We start from the raw sequence: 14,852 nt of genomic DNA on the forward strand, positions 1-14,852 counted from the left end.
AGGTCTTCGTCGCCGCCAGGTCAGGAAATACAACCCCACGAGTCGGATCAAGAATTTTGTGCGGGGATTTGTGGTTATCTGTGGCTCTTTGTGCAGAGCGTGAGCGTCTCCGGTCCCCTTGCGATCACGCTATGCCACGCAGCACTCGCATGAAAGACCGGATCACGGGCACATCACGACGCATCGCCAGGTGAATCACGGTTTCCGTCATGCCCAGGTCGATCCCGTCGATCGGCACCGCCCGAAGGCGCGGATCGCGCCCCATCTCGGCCTGAGAGATAAAGCCGATCCCTGCGCCCGAGGCCACGACCTCGCGCATCGCTTCACGGCCCTCGACCTCGATCACCGGGGTCAGGCGCACCCCGGCCGCGCGTGCGCCGGATTCGATCCCCGCGCGGGTGCGCGAGCCCTTTTCACGAAAGATCAGCGGGTGGCGGGCAAGCTCTTGCAAGGACAACGAATTGACCCGCTCCGGCAGATACCCCTGTTTCGCGATCGCAAGGATCGGCGTTTCGCCCAGATCGACGCTGTCCATGTCCGCCGCCGGGGCGTGACTGCCCAGTACGCCGATTTCCGCATCATAGCTGCGCAGCGCCGCCAGAACGGCTTCGGAATTGCCGCTGCGCAACTGGATGAAGACATCGGGGTATTGCGCGCGGAACCGGCCCAGCACTTCGGTCACGTGTAGCGCGCTGTCCGCCACGATCCTCAGCGTGCCGGTGACCGAGGCCCGGCTTGCCGAAAGCTGCCGTTCGATCTGGTCCTCTGCCTCGAAGAACCGCTTGGTCAGCAAAAACAGGTCTTCGCCCGCGGGGGTCAGCCGCACCTGCCGCCCGTCGCGCTGGAACAGCAGCACGTCATGGGCCTGTTCCAACTGCCGGACCTGATCGGAAATCGACGGCTGCGACACATGCAGCGCCGCCGCCGCGCGCGAAAACCCGCCGTGCAGGGCGACATGGTGAAAGGCGCGGATTTGGGCGTATCTCATGAATGTATAGGTATGGCTTATGAAAAGATAAGAAAAGAAGATTTCACATATAGGTCGCGTCAGGGCATTCCAGCCCCCAGATGAACACCCAAGGAGTCGCGCCATGACCCAGTTCGAACCGCCCCGGATGGGGGAACCCTATCTTCTGACGCCGGGGCCTTTGACCACCGCATACGAGGTGAAAGAGGCGATGTTGCGCGACTGGGGCAGCTGGGATGGCGATTTCCGCGCCATGACCGCCAGCCTGCGCGCGCAATTGCTGGGCCTTTTGGGCGATGCCGCCACCGAATACGACTGCGTGCCGCTGCAAGGGTCGGGATCCTATTGCGTCGAGGCGATGCTGGGCAGTTTCGTGCCGAAGGATGGCAAAGTCCTGGTGTTGGCCAACGGCGCCTACGGGCTGCGGGCGGCCAAGACGATGGACTACCTGGGGCGCGCCTGTCACCTGCTGGACAAGGGCGATTACCTGCCGCCGCGCGGGGCCGAGGTTGCCGCGATCCTCGCCAATGATCCGGCGATTACCCATGTTCTGGCGATCCATTGCGAAACCTCGTCCGGGATCCTGAACCCGGTCGAGGAAATCGCAGAAGCCACCTTTGCCGCCGGGCGCAAGTTGCTGATCGACAGCATGTCGGCCTTCGGCGCGGTCGAGATCGACGTCGCCAAGGTGCCGTTCCAGGCGCTGGTCAGTTCCGCCAACAAATGTATCGAAGGTGTGCCCGGTTTCGGCTTTGTCCTGGCCCGCAAGGAAGAAATTGCCGCCAGCAAGGGCAACAGCCATTCGCTGTCGCTCGATATCCACGCCCAGTGGGATTACATGGAAAAAAGCGGCCAGTGGCGGTTCACCCCGCCGACCCACGCGGTCGCGGCCTTCCTCAAGGCGCTGGAGATGCACGCCGAAGAAGGCGGTGTGAAGGGCCGTGGCGCGCGCTACACCCGCAACCGCGACGTGATGGTGGCCGGGATGCGGGCACTGGGGTTCGAAACCCTGCTGGAAGACCGCTGGCTGTCTCCGATCATTGTGACCTTCTTCAACCCCGCCGATCCGAAGTTCGATTTCACCCGGTTTTACGACCTGATGAAGGCACAGGGGTTCATCATCTATCCCGGCAAGCTGACCGTTGTGGACAGCTTCCGCGTCGGCTGTATCGGCCGTATGGACGAACACGTCATGACCCGCGTCGTCGCCGCTGCCAAATCCGCGCTGGACACGATGGGCGTGGCCAGTGCCGCCCCGCCCGCCGCCGCGCTTGAAGAGCGCAAGAAACTCGCCGCTTGAGGACCCGAAAGACATGAGCATTTCCACACCCGTCACCGCCAATGGCCGCACCTACCCGGTGCCGAAAACCTGCGCGATCGCCATCTGCCTGGATGGCTGCGAACCCGAATACCTCGAGGTCGCGATTGCCGAAGGCCTGATGCCGACGCTCAAGCGGATCCGCGAAACCGGCACCGACCGGTTGGCCCATTCGGTGATCCCGTCGTTCACCAACCCCAACAACCTGTCCATCGCCACCGGGCGGCCGCCTTCGGTGCACGGCATCTGCGGCAATTACCTGTACGACCCGGAAACCGGCGAAGAGGTGATGATGAACGACGTGCGTTTCCTGCGCGCGCCGACGGTGTTTTCGAAATTCTACGAGGCCGGCGCCCGCGTCGCCATGGTCACCGCCAAGGACAAGCTGCGCGCGCTGCTGGGCTCTGGCCTGAAATTCGACGAAGACCGCGCGATTGCTTTTTCCTCGGAACGCTCGGGGGACACCACCAAGGCCGAACACGGCATCGACAACGCCAGCGACTGGCTGGGCATGCCGGTGCCCGAGGTCTATTCCGCCGACCTGTCGGAATTCGTCTTTGCCGCCGGCGTCAAGCTGCTCAAGGAATGGCATCCGGACGTGATGTACCTGTCGACCACCGACTACATCCAGCACAAGTTCGCCCCCGACGAACAGGGCGCCAAGGATTTCTATGCCATGTTCGACCGCTACCTGACCGAACTCGATGCGTTGGGGGCAGCCATTGTCGTCACCGCCGATCACGGCATGAAGCCCAAGCACAACGCCGACGGCACCCCCGCCGTGGTCTATGTGCAGGACCTGCTGGACAGCTGGCTTGGCAAGGACGCCGCGCGGGTAATCCTGCCGATCACCGATCCTTATGTCGTGCACCACGGGGCGCTTGGCTCTTTTGCCACTGCCTACCTGCCCGACGGCGCCGACGTGGATGCCATCGTGCAGCGGCTGAAGGGTGTTGACGGCATGCTGGAGGTCACCACAAAGGCCGAAGCGGTTGAAAAATACGACCTGCCCGCCGACCGCATCGGCGATGTCGTCATGATCTCGACCGAGAACATGACGCTGGGCACGTCCGAGCACTGCCACGATCTGGCGGCGCTGAAGGAGCCGCTGCGCAGCCACGGCGGGCTGACCGAACAGGAAGTCCCGTTCATCGTGAACCGCGTGATCGACCTGCCGGACGCCCCGGTGCTGCGCAATTTCGATGCGTTCTTCTATGCCACCACCGCGGCAGCGCTGGAACCGGTTTCGGCCTGAGGGAGATGGGAATGACCGTGGAAATCCGACACGAGGCGATGCGCATCGGGGGCCGCAAGGTGACCACCCCAGACGTGATCGAGGTGCTTTATCCCTATACCGACGAGGTCGTCGGCACCGTGCCCGCGGGCAAGGCCGAACACGCGGCAGAGGCCTTTGCCATCGCCGCCGCCTACCAGTGCAAGCTGACACGCTATGAACGCCAGCAGATCCTGTATCGCGCGGCTAACCTGATCCGCGACCGGCGCGAGGAGCTCGCGCATTGGCTGGTGCTGGAACTGGGCATCTGCAAGCAGCACGCGCTCTACGAGGCGGGGCGCGCCTATGACGTGTTCACCTTCGCCGGGCAGCTGGCGATCATGGATGACGGCCAGATCTTCAGCTGTGACCTGACCCCGCAGGGCAAGGCGCGCAAGATCTATACCAAGCGCGAACCGGTCCGGGCGATTTCGGCGATCACGCCGTTCAACCACCCGCTGAACATGGTCGCGCACAAGATCGCCCCCGCCATCGCCGTGGGCAGTCCGATGGTCTGCAAGCCCACGGAACTGACACCGCTGACCGCGCTCACCCTGGCGGATATCCTGTACGAGGCGGGCCTGCCGCCCGAGATGTTCCAGGTGGTGACGGGTCTGCCCGCCGATATCGGCGACGCGATGATCCTCGATGACAACATCGACATCATCACCTTCACCGGCGGCGTGCCGGTGGGCAAGATGATTGCGTCGAAAGCCAGCTACAAGCGGACCGCGCTGGAACTGGGCGGCAATGACCCGCTGATCATCCTGAACGACCTGTCGGCAGAGGACCTGGCCAAGGCGGCGACGATCGCCGTTGCCGGGGCCACGGGCAACTCGGGCCAGCGCTGCACCGCGGTCAAGCGTATCCTGGTGCAGGACAGCGTGGCGGATACCTTTGTCCCGCTGGTTCTGGAGCGCGCGAAGGCGCTGCGCCATGGCGACCCGATGGACCCCGAAACCCAGCTGGGCTGCGTGATCCATTCGAAGGCCGCGGAAACCTTCGAGCGGCGGGTGTTCGATGCCGAGAAAGAGGGCGCGCAGATCCTGTATCACCCCGGCCGCAGGGGCGCACTGCTGCCGCCGATCACGGTTGATCACGTGCCCCATGACAGCGAACTGGTGATGGAGGAAACCTTTGGCCCGATCGTGCCGATCGTGCGCGTGCCCGATGACGATGCCGCGGTGATGGCGATTTCCAACTCGACCCAGTTCGGCCTGTCCTCGGGCGTCTGCACCAACGATTTCCGCCGGATGCAGGCCTATATCGAGGGGCTGAACGTGGGCAACGTGAACATCTGGGAACAGCCCGGCTACCGGATCGAGATGTCGCCCTTCGGGGGGATCAAGGATTCCGGAAACGGGGTGAAGGAAGGCGTGCTGGAGGCGATGAAATTCTCCACCAATGTGAAGACCTATTCGCTGCCCTGGCCATAAGCGCGGGCCTTCGGGTTTCGGACCGGGCTGCGCCCGGTCCGACCCGCGCGGCTGCGCCGCGTCGAAAAAGGGGGGTGCGGCTGCGCCGCGTTGAAAAGGGGGGGCGCGGCTGCGCCGCGCATGGGGGCTCTGCCCCCATACCCCCGAGGTATTTGGAAAACCAAAGACGAAGCAGGTTTGTAGCAGGATGGGCATGCGGCATACGGAAGGCGAGGCGAATACCTCTGCGGCGCGGGCCGCCTGGGCGGCGCGCGAAGATCATAACGCGACGCAGGACCTGCTTTCGCGGGATGCGGATGCCTTCTTGCACCAGTCGCTGTCGTCACCCTGCGTGGCGACGATTGCCCGGGCCGAGGGCATCTGGATCGAGGATACCGCCGGGCGGCGGTTCATGGATTTCCATGGCAATTCCGTGCACCACATCGGCTATGGTCACCCCCGGGTGATCGCGGCGATCAAGGACCAGCTGGACAGTTTGCCGTTTTCGCCGCGGCGGTTCACCAATGACGTGAGCGTGACCCTGGCCGAGCGGCTGGCGGCGCTGGCGCCCGGTGACTTGGGAAAGGTTCTGTTCACCACCGGCGGGTCGGACGCGGTCGAGGTGGCGCTGCGGTTGGCGCGGGCGGCGACCGGGCGGTTCAAGACGCTGAGCTTCTGGGATGCGTTCCATGGCGCGGGCTTTGGCGCGTCGAGCGTGGGGGGCGAGGCGACCTTTCGTTCCGGCATTGCCGGGCCGCTGTTGCCGGGGGCGGAACACGTGGCGCCGTTCAATTGCAGCGCCTGCGCCTACGGGCATCCGGGGCCGGAGACCTGCGGGCTGGCCTGCGCGAAGATGGTGGAGTTCGTGCTGCAACGCGAAGGCGACGTGGCCGCCGTGATCGCAGAGCCGATGCGCGCGGTGCCGGTGGTGCCGCCGCCGGGCTATTGGCAGGCGGTGCAGGCGGCCTGTCACCGTCATGGTGCGTTGTTGATCATGGATGAAATCCCGACCGGGCTGGGCAAGACCGGACGGTTCTTCGCCTTCGACCACGACGGGATCACGCCGGACATCGTGGTGCTGGGCAAGGCGCTGGGGGGCGCGACCCTGCCATTGGCCGCGGTCGTGGCGCGGCGGGACCTGGACGTGGCGGGGGAGTTCGCCATCGGCCACTATACCCACGAAAAGAACCCGGTGACCGCGCGCGCGGCACTGGCGACGCTAGATGTGATCGAGGACGAAGGGCTTGTGGCGCGGGCGGCGCGGCTTGGCGCCCGTGCCATGGACCGGCTGCGCGACCGGCTGTTGGGCTGTCCCATCGTGGCGGATGTGCGCGGGCGCGGCTGCCTGTTCGGGGTGGCGATCTGTGCGCCGGATGGCCGCGCATCGCCCGACCTGGCCGAACGCATCTACTATGCCTGCCTGGCGCAGGGGCTGAGTTTCAAGATCAGCGCGGGCAACGTGCTGACGCTGTCGCCGCCGATGGTGATCGCCGAGGCCGATCTGGACCGCGCGCTGGAGATCGTCGAAACCGCCATCCTGGATGCCGCGGGTTGAGCGGCACGGTCTTTGCCATCGTGCTGCTGGCGGCGGTGATGCACGCCGGGTGGAACGCGCTGGTCAAGGCATCCGGCGACCGGCTGGCACTCATGGGATTGATCTCCGTGGGTCATGTGCTGCCGGCGCTGGCGCTGGTGCCGTTCGTGCCGCTTCCCGGGTGGGAAAGCGTGCCATACATCGCCGCCTCGACCGCGATTCACTGGGGCTATTACTGGCTGTTGACCGTGGCGTACCGTCTGGGCGACCTGTCGCTGGTTTATCCCATCGCGCGCGGGTCTGCGCCGCTGTTGGTGGCGCTTGGCGCGCAGATCTTCACGGGCGAGCATCTGCCGCCGCTGGCCTGGGCCGGGGTGGGGGTGGTGTCGTTGGGCATCTTCCTGCTTGCATTGCGGCCACGGGGCGGGGCGCTGCCGCTGAGCGGCATGGGGGCGGCGGCGCTGGTGGCGCTGCTGATCACCGCCTATTCCATCGTCGATGGCACCGGGGTGCGGCTGCCCCAGATGGCGCTGTCCTATGTTGTCTGGCTGTTCATCGGCGAAATCCTGTTTGCGGCCTGGGCGCTGTGGGTGCGGCGGGCGGCCTTGCCGGCGATTTCGCGCCGTGGCCTGTGGATCGGCATTGCCGGGGGCGTGGTGTCGGCAACGGCCTATGCGCTGGCGCTTTGGGCCAAGACCCAGGCCCCCATCGGCATGGTCAGTGCATTGCGCGAAACATCCGTGCTGATCGCGGCGCTGATCGGGGTCATTGCCTTTGGCGAACGGCCCGTGGGCATTCGGCTGTTGTCGGGGGGGGTGGTCTGCGTGGGCGCGGCGCTGCTGGCTGTGGCCTGAGGACAGCTGCCGCAAGGTAAACCCACATTGCCCCACAAATTGCGCCTTGCGGGCCTGTCTTTTTCTGGCTAGTCGTGGAAAACGACGAGCCGCCGCAGCAGGACAGCCCTTTGCTCAAACAGATTGACACGCATCATACCCATCGAGAGGTGGAGTTGCTTGAAACTTTGCGCAGCCTGGGCGGGTCTGCCCGCACAGCGGCGCTGGCAGAGGCACTGAACGTGTCGGAAGAGACCGTGCGCCGCACCGTCAAGGCGCTTGCCAAGGCGGACCTGGTGCAGCGGGTGCATGGTGGTGTCTATCTGACCAACGTCGACGCCTATGCGCCGGTGCATTCCCGTCTGAACCGCAATGCCGCCGAAAAGATGCGCATCGCCAACAGCGCTGCGGCGATGATTCCGAACGGGGCCAGCGTGTTTCTGGATGTCGGCTCGACCACCACCTACCTTGCCGAACGGTTGAAGGATCATCGCAACCTGACCGTCGTGACCAACGCGATCAATGCCGCGCAGGCGCTGGTCGGGCGCAACCACAACCAGGTGTTTCTTGCGGGTGGAGAGATGCGCGAGGCGGAATTCGGTACCTTCGGTCCGGAAACCGCCGCCTATATCGCGCGGTTCAACATCGATATCGCGGTGCTGAGCGTGGACGGCGTCGATGCCCAGGCGGGGTTCCTTCTGGCCGGATCGGCAGAGGCGGACCTGGCGCGGTCCGTGGCGGCGCAGGCGCGCCGCGTGATCGTGGTCGCGGACCAAAGCAAATTCGGCCAGGGCGCGCCGATGGTGGCCTTCCCGGCCGAACAGGCCGACGTGTTGATCACTGACAGCGCGCTGCGCCCGCCGTTCCAGCACAGCCTGGACGCCTGGCAGGTCGAGGTCGTGCTGGCGGGCGCGTGATCCGCCGGCCTAGATCGGCAGATAGTCCACCAGCGCACCGGCCGCGCGTGCGGGATCGTCAACGGGGCGCACCACCAGCGCGTTTGCCGCGCCCAGAACGCTGAGCAGGCTGCTGTCCTGACGTTCGAAAATCCGCAGACCGTCCGGCCCCAATGCCGCGCGCATGTAATGTTCGCGTGGGCCGTTCGCGCCAATCGGCGCGGCCAGCGGCGCGGTCAGGCGCGGGGCAGGGGCGGTGCCCAGGCCCAGCAAGGCACGGATCACCGGCGCCACGAAGACATGGCCGCAGACCATGGCCGACACCGGGTTTCCGGGCAGGCCGATCATCATCTTGCCGCCCATCCGGCCCGACATCAGCGGCTTGCCCGGGCGCATCTTGACCTTGTAGAAGGCCCGGCTCATCCCCAGGGCCTCGGTCACACCGGCAACCAGATCGTGATCGCCAACCGACGCACCGCCGATGGTGATCACCAGGTCGGCGTCGTCGGTCAGATCGAACGCCAGCTTCAGCGACTCCACGTTGTCGCGCGCGATGGGCAGCAGGCGCGGCTCTGCCCCGATCTGGTGCAGCATCGCGTGCAGGCCAAAGGTGTTCGACGCGATGATCTGGTCCGGCCCCGGCTCTTCCCCCGGCATGACCAGTTCGTTGCCGGTGGAAATCAGCGCGACCCTCGGGCGGCGCGTCACCGGAACGGTGGGGATGTTCATCGCCGCCAGAAGGGCGACATCGTTGGGCGTCAGGACACGCGGCGCGGGGATCTCTGCCCCGGCGGCGAAATCGTTGCCGGCGGGGCGGATGTTGGTCCCGGAGTCGAGCTTGTCGCCGATCGTGATCGTGTCGCCGGTGCGGGTCACGTCCTCTTGAATGACGACGCGGGTTGCGCCGGCGGGCACCGGCGCGCCGGTGAAGATGCGCACCGCCTGACCCGCACCGACCGTGCCGTCATACCGCAGCCCGGCGGCAGATTCCCCGATCACCGTCAGCATGTCGCCGGGCCGCGCGGCCGTCACCGCATAGCCGTCCATGGCTGAGGCGTCGAACGGTGGCTGTGTCCGGCGCGCGCTGACCGGGCGGGCCAGCACCCGGCCGACGGCGAACATCAGCGGAACCTCTTCGACCGGCAGCGGCCGGGCCAGCGCGAACAGCGTGTCGAGCGCTTCGGATACCGTGATCATTGCGCCTCGTACCGCCCTGATTTTCCGCCGTCTTTAAGGATCACGCGGATGCCGCCGATCTCCATCGCCTTGTCCACCGCCTTGGCCATGTCATAGACCGTCAGCGCGGCGGTGCTGACCGCGGTCAGCGCCTCCATCTCGACGCCGGTCTGGCCGGTGGTCTTGACCGTCGCCTCGATCTGCAGCCCCGGCAGGTCCGGATCCAGCGTCAGGTCAACCGCCACCTTGGTCACCGGCAGCGGGTGGCACAGCGGGATCAGCTCTGGCGTTTTCTTCGCGCCCATGATCCCCGCCAGCCGCGCCACGGCGATCACATCACCCTTTTTCGCGCGGCCTTCGGAAATGATATCAAAGGTTTCGCGTGCCATCTTGATGTGTCCGGCGGCGACGGCGATGCGGCTGGTGACGGCCTTGTCGGACACGTCGACCATATGGGCATCGCCCTTGGCGTCGAAATGGGTCAGCCCGCTCATGCCGGCACCGGATCGGCCAGCAGGGCCCTTGTCGCCGCGGTCACGTCGTCTTGCCGCATCAGGCTTTCGCCGATCAGAAAGCTGCGCGCGCCGCAGGCGGCCATATCGGCCAGGTCCGCCGGGGTGAACAGCCCGGATTCCGAAATCAGCAGCCGGTCGGCGGGCACATCCCTGGACAGGTCTCGCGTGGTGTCGAGCGTGGTTTCAAAGGTCTTGAGGTTGCGGTTGTTGACCCCGATCAGCGGCGATTTCAATTGCAGCGCCCGGGTCAGTTCCTCGGCGTCGTGAACCTCGATCAGCGCGTCCATGCCCCAGGCGAATGCCGCGTCTTCCAGTTCCGCCGCCTGCGCGTCGCTGACGCTGGCCATGATGATCAGGATGCAATCGGCCCCCAGCGCGCGGGCCTCTGCCACCTGGTAGGTGTCGTACATGAAATCCTTGCGCAGAGCGGGCAGGCTGGTGGCCGTGCGCGCATCGGTCAGGAACGGTTTCGCCCCCTGGAAGGACGGCGTGTCGGTCAACACCGACAGGCAGGTCGCGCCGCCGTCCTCATAGGCCCTGGCCAGCGTCGCGGGGTCGAAATCGGCGCGGATCAGCCCCTTGGAAGGCGAGGCTTTCTTGACCTCTGCAATCAGGCCATACCCGGTATCCTGCGCCGCGCGCAGCGCCTTGGCAAAGCCGCGCACCGGGCTTGCGGCCCGTGCGGCGGCTTCGACCTCTGCCAGCGGCGTGGCGGCCTTGTCGGCGGCCACTTCTTCCAGCTTGTAGGCCTTGATCTTGTCGAGGATGGTCGTCGTCATGCGTTCGTCCAGTCTATCGGCGTGTCTCCCTTGGCAATAAGCCAGTCGTTCACGCGGGAAAAGGGGCGAGAGCCGAAAAATCCCTTGCGTGCGGACAGCGGCGAGGGATGGGCGGTTTTCAGGATCAGGTGATCGGGCCGGGTTAGGTGCGGCGCAAAGCCCTGGGCGTGGTTGCCCCACAGGATCGCCGCGCGGGGGCGGTCGTTCAGCGCGTCGAGCACCTGCGCGGTCAGGGTCGACCAGCCAAGTTTCGCATGTCCCCCGGCCTGACCGGCCGGAACGGTCAGCGCCGTGTTCAGCAGCAACACGCCCTGCCGCGCCCAGAACCGCAGGTCGCCGGTCCGGGGCGCGGCGCCCAGATCGTCGATCAGTTCCTTGAAGATGTTGTTCAGCGATCGGGGCAGCGGCCGCACCTCGGGTTCCACCGAAAACGCCAGCCCATGGGCATGGCCGGGGGTCGGGTAGGGGTCCTGACCAAGGAGGATGACACGGGTCTGCGCGGGCGTGCAGGCGTTCAGCGCGGCGAAAATCCGGTCGCGCGGCGGCAGGATCGGGCGCGGGTCATTTTCCAGCGCGGCGGCGATGCGCGGCCAGTCGGTGGTGAAAAAGGGCAAACTGGACCAGGCAGGAGGGATCATGCGCGCCGGCCCGACAGGTCTGAACGGCTCTGTCCGGCGCTGGCGCCGGGCAGAACGGGCATCTTGTGCCGTGTCGGGGAAATCGGGATCAACCCCGCGTCGCTGCCGCCAGCGCCTCGATCCGGGCCTTGGCGGCACCGCTGTCGATGCTTTCGCGCCCCAGTGCCACGCCGTCGCGCAGATCGCTGACCTTGCCGGCCACCACCAGCGCGGCCGCCGTGTTCAGCAGCACCGCGTCGCGATAGGCCGACGCCTCGCCGTCCAGCAGCGCGGCAAAGGCGCGGGCGTTGTGGTCGGGCGTGCCGCCGACGATGTCTTCGAACGGGTGCACCGGCAGGCCGGCGTCCTCGGGGTGCAGTTCGGTTTCACGGATCGAACCGTCCTCTTCGAGCGCGGCCAGCCAGGTGACACCGGTGATGGTGATTTCATCGGTGCCGTCAGAGCCATGCACCAGCCATGCCCGTTCCGAGCCAAGCTGTCCCAGCGTTTCGGCCATCGGGCGGATCAGGTCACGGGTGAACGCGCCGGTCAACTGGCGCTTGACGCCCGCCGGGTTGGTCAGCGGGCCAAGGATGTTGAACATCGTACGGGTTCCCAGCTCCATCCGTACGGGTCCGACATGGGCCATCGCCGGGTGGTGCATCGGCGCCATCATGAAGGCGATTCCGACCTCGGCCAGCGCCTTTTCGACATGGGCGGCGTCGATCATCACGTTCACGCCCATCTGGGTCAGCGCATCCGCCGCGCCCGATTTCGACGACAGGTTGCGGTTGCCATGCTTGGCCACCGGCACGCCAGCGCCCGCCACGACAAAGGCCGTTGCGGTGGAAATGTTCAATGTGCCCTTGCCGTCGCCACCGGTGCCGACGATGTCCATCGCCCCCTTTGGCGCGACGACTTTGTTGCACTTGGCGCGCATCACGGCCGCGGCCGCAGCATATTCCTCAACCGTTTCGCCGCGTGTGCGAAGCGCCATCAGCAGGCCGCCGATCTGTGCCGGGGTCGCTTCGCCCTCGAACAGGATGGTAAAGGCGCTTTCGGCCTCTTCCCGGGTCAACGGACGGTCGGCGGCGGCCCCGATCAGGGGCTTGAGGGTATCGCTCATGCGGGGACTTTCAGTTCGTTCAGGAAGTTTTGCAGCAGCGCATGGCCATGCTGCGAGGCGATGGATTCCGGGTGGAACTGCACGCCGTGAATCGGCAACGTCTTGTGTTGCAGACCCATGATTGTGCCATCCTCCAGCCAGGCAGTCACCTCAAGGCTGTCGGGCAGGTCGTCACGGCGCACCACCAGCGAATGATAGCGCGTCGCCTCGAACGGGGACGGCAGGCCCTTGAACAGCCCCCGTCCAGTGTGGTGCATCAGCCCCATTTTGCCGTGCACGATTTCATCATGGCGCACCACGGTGCCGCCAAAGGCCTGGCCGATGGTCTGGTGTCCCAGGCAAACCCCCAGCAAAGGCGTGCCGGTTTCGGCGGCGGCCTGCGTCATGGCAAGGCAGATGCCCGCCTGCGACGGATCGCAGGGGCCGGGCGACAGCACGATGCCGGCGGGATTCATCTCCATCGCCTGCTGCACGTCCAGCGCGTCGTTGCGGAAAACCTCGACTTCGGCACCAAGGTCGCCCAGGTAGTGCACCAGGTTGTAGGTAAAACTGTCGTAGTTATCTATCAGCAGCAGCATCGGGTCGCTTCTTGGGTTCCGGGGGCTGGTCGCCCGTGGCAGGATCGCGGTATACATGCACAGGGGCAAGGCGCAGCGTCAAGGGCGACAGGGCCGCCGGACAGCACAGAAACCGGGAAACGGTGGCGTAAGGGCAGAGAGAAGGACAGACGGGTCATGGCAAAGAGCGTCTTGGCGGGATTGCTGGGTGGCACCGCGGTCGCCGCGCTGATCGCGATGGGCGTATCGCTGGCCGTGGGGGTGCCGGAACGGCTGCGCCCACCTGTGCCGCTGGCCAATCCGCCGGTGACTGAAACCGCCCGCATCGCAACGCCCGATGTGGCTGACGGGGCCGCGCCCGCAACCACCCCCGGCACCGACGCCCCCGTGACCGAGGCACCATTGCCCGGCATGGCTGCGCCGGGCGCGGGCACCGACAGCGCGCTGGCCGGTGACGTCACCCGGCCCGGGGCCGTCCCCCGTGTCGGCACCGATGTCGCCAAGCCCGAAGCCGGGACCAGTGCCGAAGGCGGACCCGCAACCACGGCGACGGGCGAGTCCCCGGTGACGCTTGCCCGCTCGGGGGGAAGCCCGGCCGCTCCAACGGCCGAGGCCGGGCCAAGCCTGTCAACCGATCCGGCCCGGATGCCCGTCACCGCACCGGCGCCCGAGGCGCCACGCAGCGCCGAACAGGTCGCGGCCTTGCCGACCATGCCGGGCAGCAGCGCGGAACCGGCCGTTCCGGGGGCGAGGCCGACGCCGGGCGCGCGGCCGCAATCGCCGGACACCACGCCCGAAACGCTGCCGCAAGCGGCTCCGGCGCCGCTGCCAGATGCGCCAGAGGCCGGCGATGCCCCGGCCGCGCCCGCGGTGGCTGCGGCCCCCGATGCGCCGGCCGTGTCGCAACGCCCGGCGACGCCGGCCAACCCGGCCTCACCCGGGGGGACGGCACCGGATGCGACGCCGGTGCCTGACGCCACCCCGGCAGAGCCGCCGCAAGCGGCGCAACCGGCGCGGCCCTTTATCCGGCGGCCCGCCAGCGATACTGACGATCCCGGTCCGAAGATCGGTGCGCCGGCAGGCAGTCTGCTGGACCGCGACGCGGTGCCGACCAACCGGCTGAGACGCGACGAGGGCGCAGCGCCGCAGGCCGATGACGATCTGCCGCCGCTGCGCCGCTTTGCAATCCCGGTCAATGTTGATCCGGAACAGCCCCGCATGGCGATCGTGCTGATCCATGACGGCATCGGCCCGATGACCCCTGATGCGTTGTCGGCCTTTCCGCTGCCGCTGACCATTGCCGTTGACACCGCCTTGCCCAACGCCACCGCTCTGGCAGAAGAGTATCGGTCATTGGGGTTCGAGGTGATGGCCCTTGTCGACGTGCCCGGCACGACGCAGCCCTTCGACGCGCAGGCCGCTGTACAGGGCGCGCTGGCGCAGGTTCCGGCCGCTATCGCGGTGATGGAAGGGGTGGGCGACGGGCTTCAAGGTTCGCGAGCGTTGTCGGGGCGCGTGGCGCAACTGATGCTGCAAACCGGGCACGGGCTGGTGATGCTGCCCAACGGGCTGAACACGGCGCAATCGCTGGCCAGACGCGAAGGTGTGCCGTCGGTCACCGTGTTTCGCGATTTCGATGGCGACGGCCAGACCCCGCGCGTGATGCGCCGGTTCCTGGATCAGGCGGCGTTCCGCGCGCGGCAGGTGGGGGCGGTGGTGATGCTGGGGCGGATGCGGCCCGACACGGTATCGTCGCTGTTGCTGTGGGGATTGCAGGACCGCGCCACCGCGTTGGAACTGGTTCCGGTGTCGAACGTGCTTTTGATGCCGCCGGACGGCACCTGAG

The 14,852-nt window shown here is 66.7% G+C and carries 14 protein-coding genes; 7 read left to right on the top strand and 7 right to left on the bottom strand.

The features are described from left to right. Nucleotides 1-124: 124 nt before the first annotated feature. Complete coding sequence (locus VK792_RS12815) at nt 125-988, bottom strand: LysR substrate-binding domain-containing protein (protein ID WP_326297906.1); 864 nt, start codon at nt 986-988, stop codon at nt 125-127. Between the two features lie 103 nt (nt 989-1,091). On the opposite strand from VK792_RS12815, the gene VK792_RS12820 reads away from it, so the two are divergent. The 6 genes from VK792_RS12820 to VK792_RS12845 all read left to right on the top strand — a co-directional run bounded on the left by VK792_RS12820 (nt 1,092) and on the right by VK792_RS12845 (nt 8,257). Continuing rightward, nucleotides 1,092-2,267 carry a 2-aminoethylphosphonate--pyruvate transaminase gene (locus VK792_RS12820; RefSeq protein ID WP_326297907.1) on the top strand — a complete coding sequence of 392 codons (1,176 nt, stop codon included), beginning with the start codon at nt 1,092-1,094 and terminating at the stop codon, nt 2,265-2,267. 13 nt (nt 2,268-2,280) lie between these two features. Then, on the top strand, nt 2,281-3,540 hold the full coding sequence (gene phnA, locus VK792_RS12825) for a phosphonoacetate hydrolase (RefSeq protein ID WP_326297908.1): 1,260 nt from the start codon (nt 2,281-2,283) through the stop codon (nt 3,538-3,540). 11 nt (nt 3,541-3,551) lie between these two features. Beyond that, nucleotides 3,552-4,994, top strand: a complete 1,443-nt coding sequence (phnY, locus tag VK792_RS12830) for a phosphonoacetaldehyde dehydrogenase (protein ID WP_326297909.1) — start codon at nt 3,552-3,554, stop codon at nt 4,992-4,994. A gap of 187 nt (nt 4,995-5,181) precedes the next feature. Further along, complete coding sequence (pbfA, locus tag VK792_RS12835; RefSeq protein ID WP_326297910.1) at nt 5,182-6,528, top strand: (R)-1-hydroxy-2-aminoethylphosphonate ammonia-lyase; 1,347 nt, start codon at nt 5,182-5,184, stop codon at nt 6,526-6,528. Continuing rightward, a complete protein-coding gene (locus VK792_RS12840; RefSeq protein ID WP_326297911.1) occupies nt 6,525-7,361 on the top strand; it encodes an EamA family transporter in 837 nt (278 codons plus the stop codon). Before pbfA ends, VK792_RS12840 begins: the two co-directional genes overlap by 4 nt. 74 nt (nt 7,362-7,435) lie before the next feature. Beyond that, nucleotides 7,436-8,257, top strand: coding sequence for a DeoR/GlpR family DNA-binding transcription regulator (locus VK792_RS12845; RefSeq protein WP_326297912.1), 822 nt, complete (start codon nt 7,436-7,438; stop codon nt 8,255-8,257). A 9-nt stretch (nt 8,258-8,266) separates the two neighbouring features. Here the strand turns inward: VK792_RS12845 and VK792_RS12850 are convergent, their stop codons facing one another. The 6 genes from VK792_RS12850 to VK792_RS12875 form a co-directional block, all read right to left on the bottom strand. Then, complete coding sequence (locus VK792_RS12850) at nt 8,267-9,433, bottom strand: molybdopterin molybdotransferase MoeA (protein WP_326297913.1); 1,167 nt, start codon at nt 9,431-9,433, stop codon at nt 8,267-8,269. Next, a complete protein-coding gene (gene moaC, locus VK792_RS12855; RefSeq protein WP_326297914.1) occupies nt 9,430-9,906 on the bottom strand; it encodes a cyclic pyranopterin monophosphate synthase MoaC in 477 nt (158 codons plus the stop codon). The genes VK792_RS12850 and moaC overlap by 4 nt, the downstream gene beginning before the upstream one ends. Next, the gene (trpC, locus tag VK792_RS12860) at nt 9,903-10,706 is read right to left on the bottom strand and encodes an indole-3-glycerol phosphate synthase TrpC (protein WP_326297915.1); all 804 of its coding nucleotides are present in this window, start codon (nt 10,704-10,706) and stop codon (nt 9,903-9,905) included. Before trpC ends, moaC begins: the two co-directional genes overlap by 4 nt. Then, nucleotides 10,703-11,344, bottom strand: coding sequence for a uracil-DNA glycosylase (locus tag VK792_RS12865; RefSeq protein ID WP_326297916.1), 642 nt, complete (start codon nt 11,342-11,344; stop codon nt 10,703-10,705). The genes trpC and VK792_RS12865 overlap by 4 nt, the downstream gene beginning before the upstream one ends. Before the next feature lie 88 nt (nt 11,345-11,432). After that, entirely contained in the window at nt 11,433-12,449 is a 1,017-nt protein-coding gene (trpD, locus tag VK792_RS12870; protein WP_326297917.1) for an anthranilate phosphoribosyltransferase, read from the bottom strand. Further along, a complete protein-coding gene (locus VK792_RS12875; RefSeq protein ID WP_326297918.1) occupies nt 12,446-13,027 on the bottom strand; it encodes an anthranilate synthase component II in 582 nt (193 codons plus the stop codon). Before VK792_RS12875 ends, trpD begins: the two co-directional genes overlap by 4 nt. Nucleotides 13,028-13,183: 156 nt before the next feature. Between VK792_RS12875 and VK792_RS12880 the strand changes: the two genes are divergently transcribed. Further along, nucleotides 13,184-14,851 carry a divergent polysaccharide deacetylase family protein gene (locus tag VK792_RS12880; RefSeq protein WP_326297919.1) on the top strand — a complete coding sequence of 556 codons (1,668 nt, stop codon included), beginning with the start codon at nt 13,184-13,186 and terminating at the stop codon, nt 14,849-14,851. Nucleotide 14,852 lies beyond the last annotated feature (1 nt).

It is taken from the genome of Mesobacterium hydrothermale (assembly GCF_035818635.1).
GTDB classification, from domain to species: domain Bacteria; phylum Pseudomonadota; class Alphaproteobacteria; order Rhodobacterales; family Rhodobacteraceae; genus Mesobacterium_A; species Mesobacterium_A hydrothermale.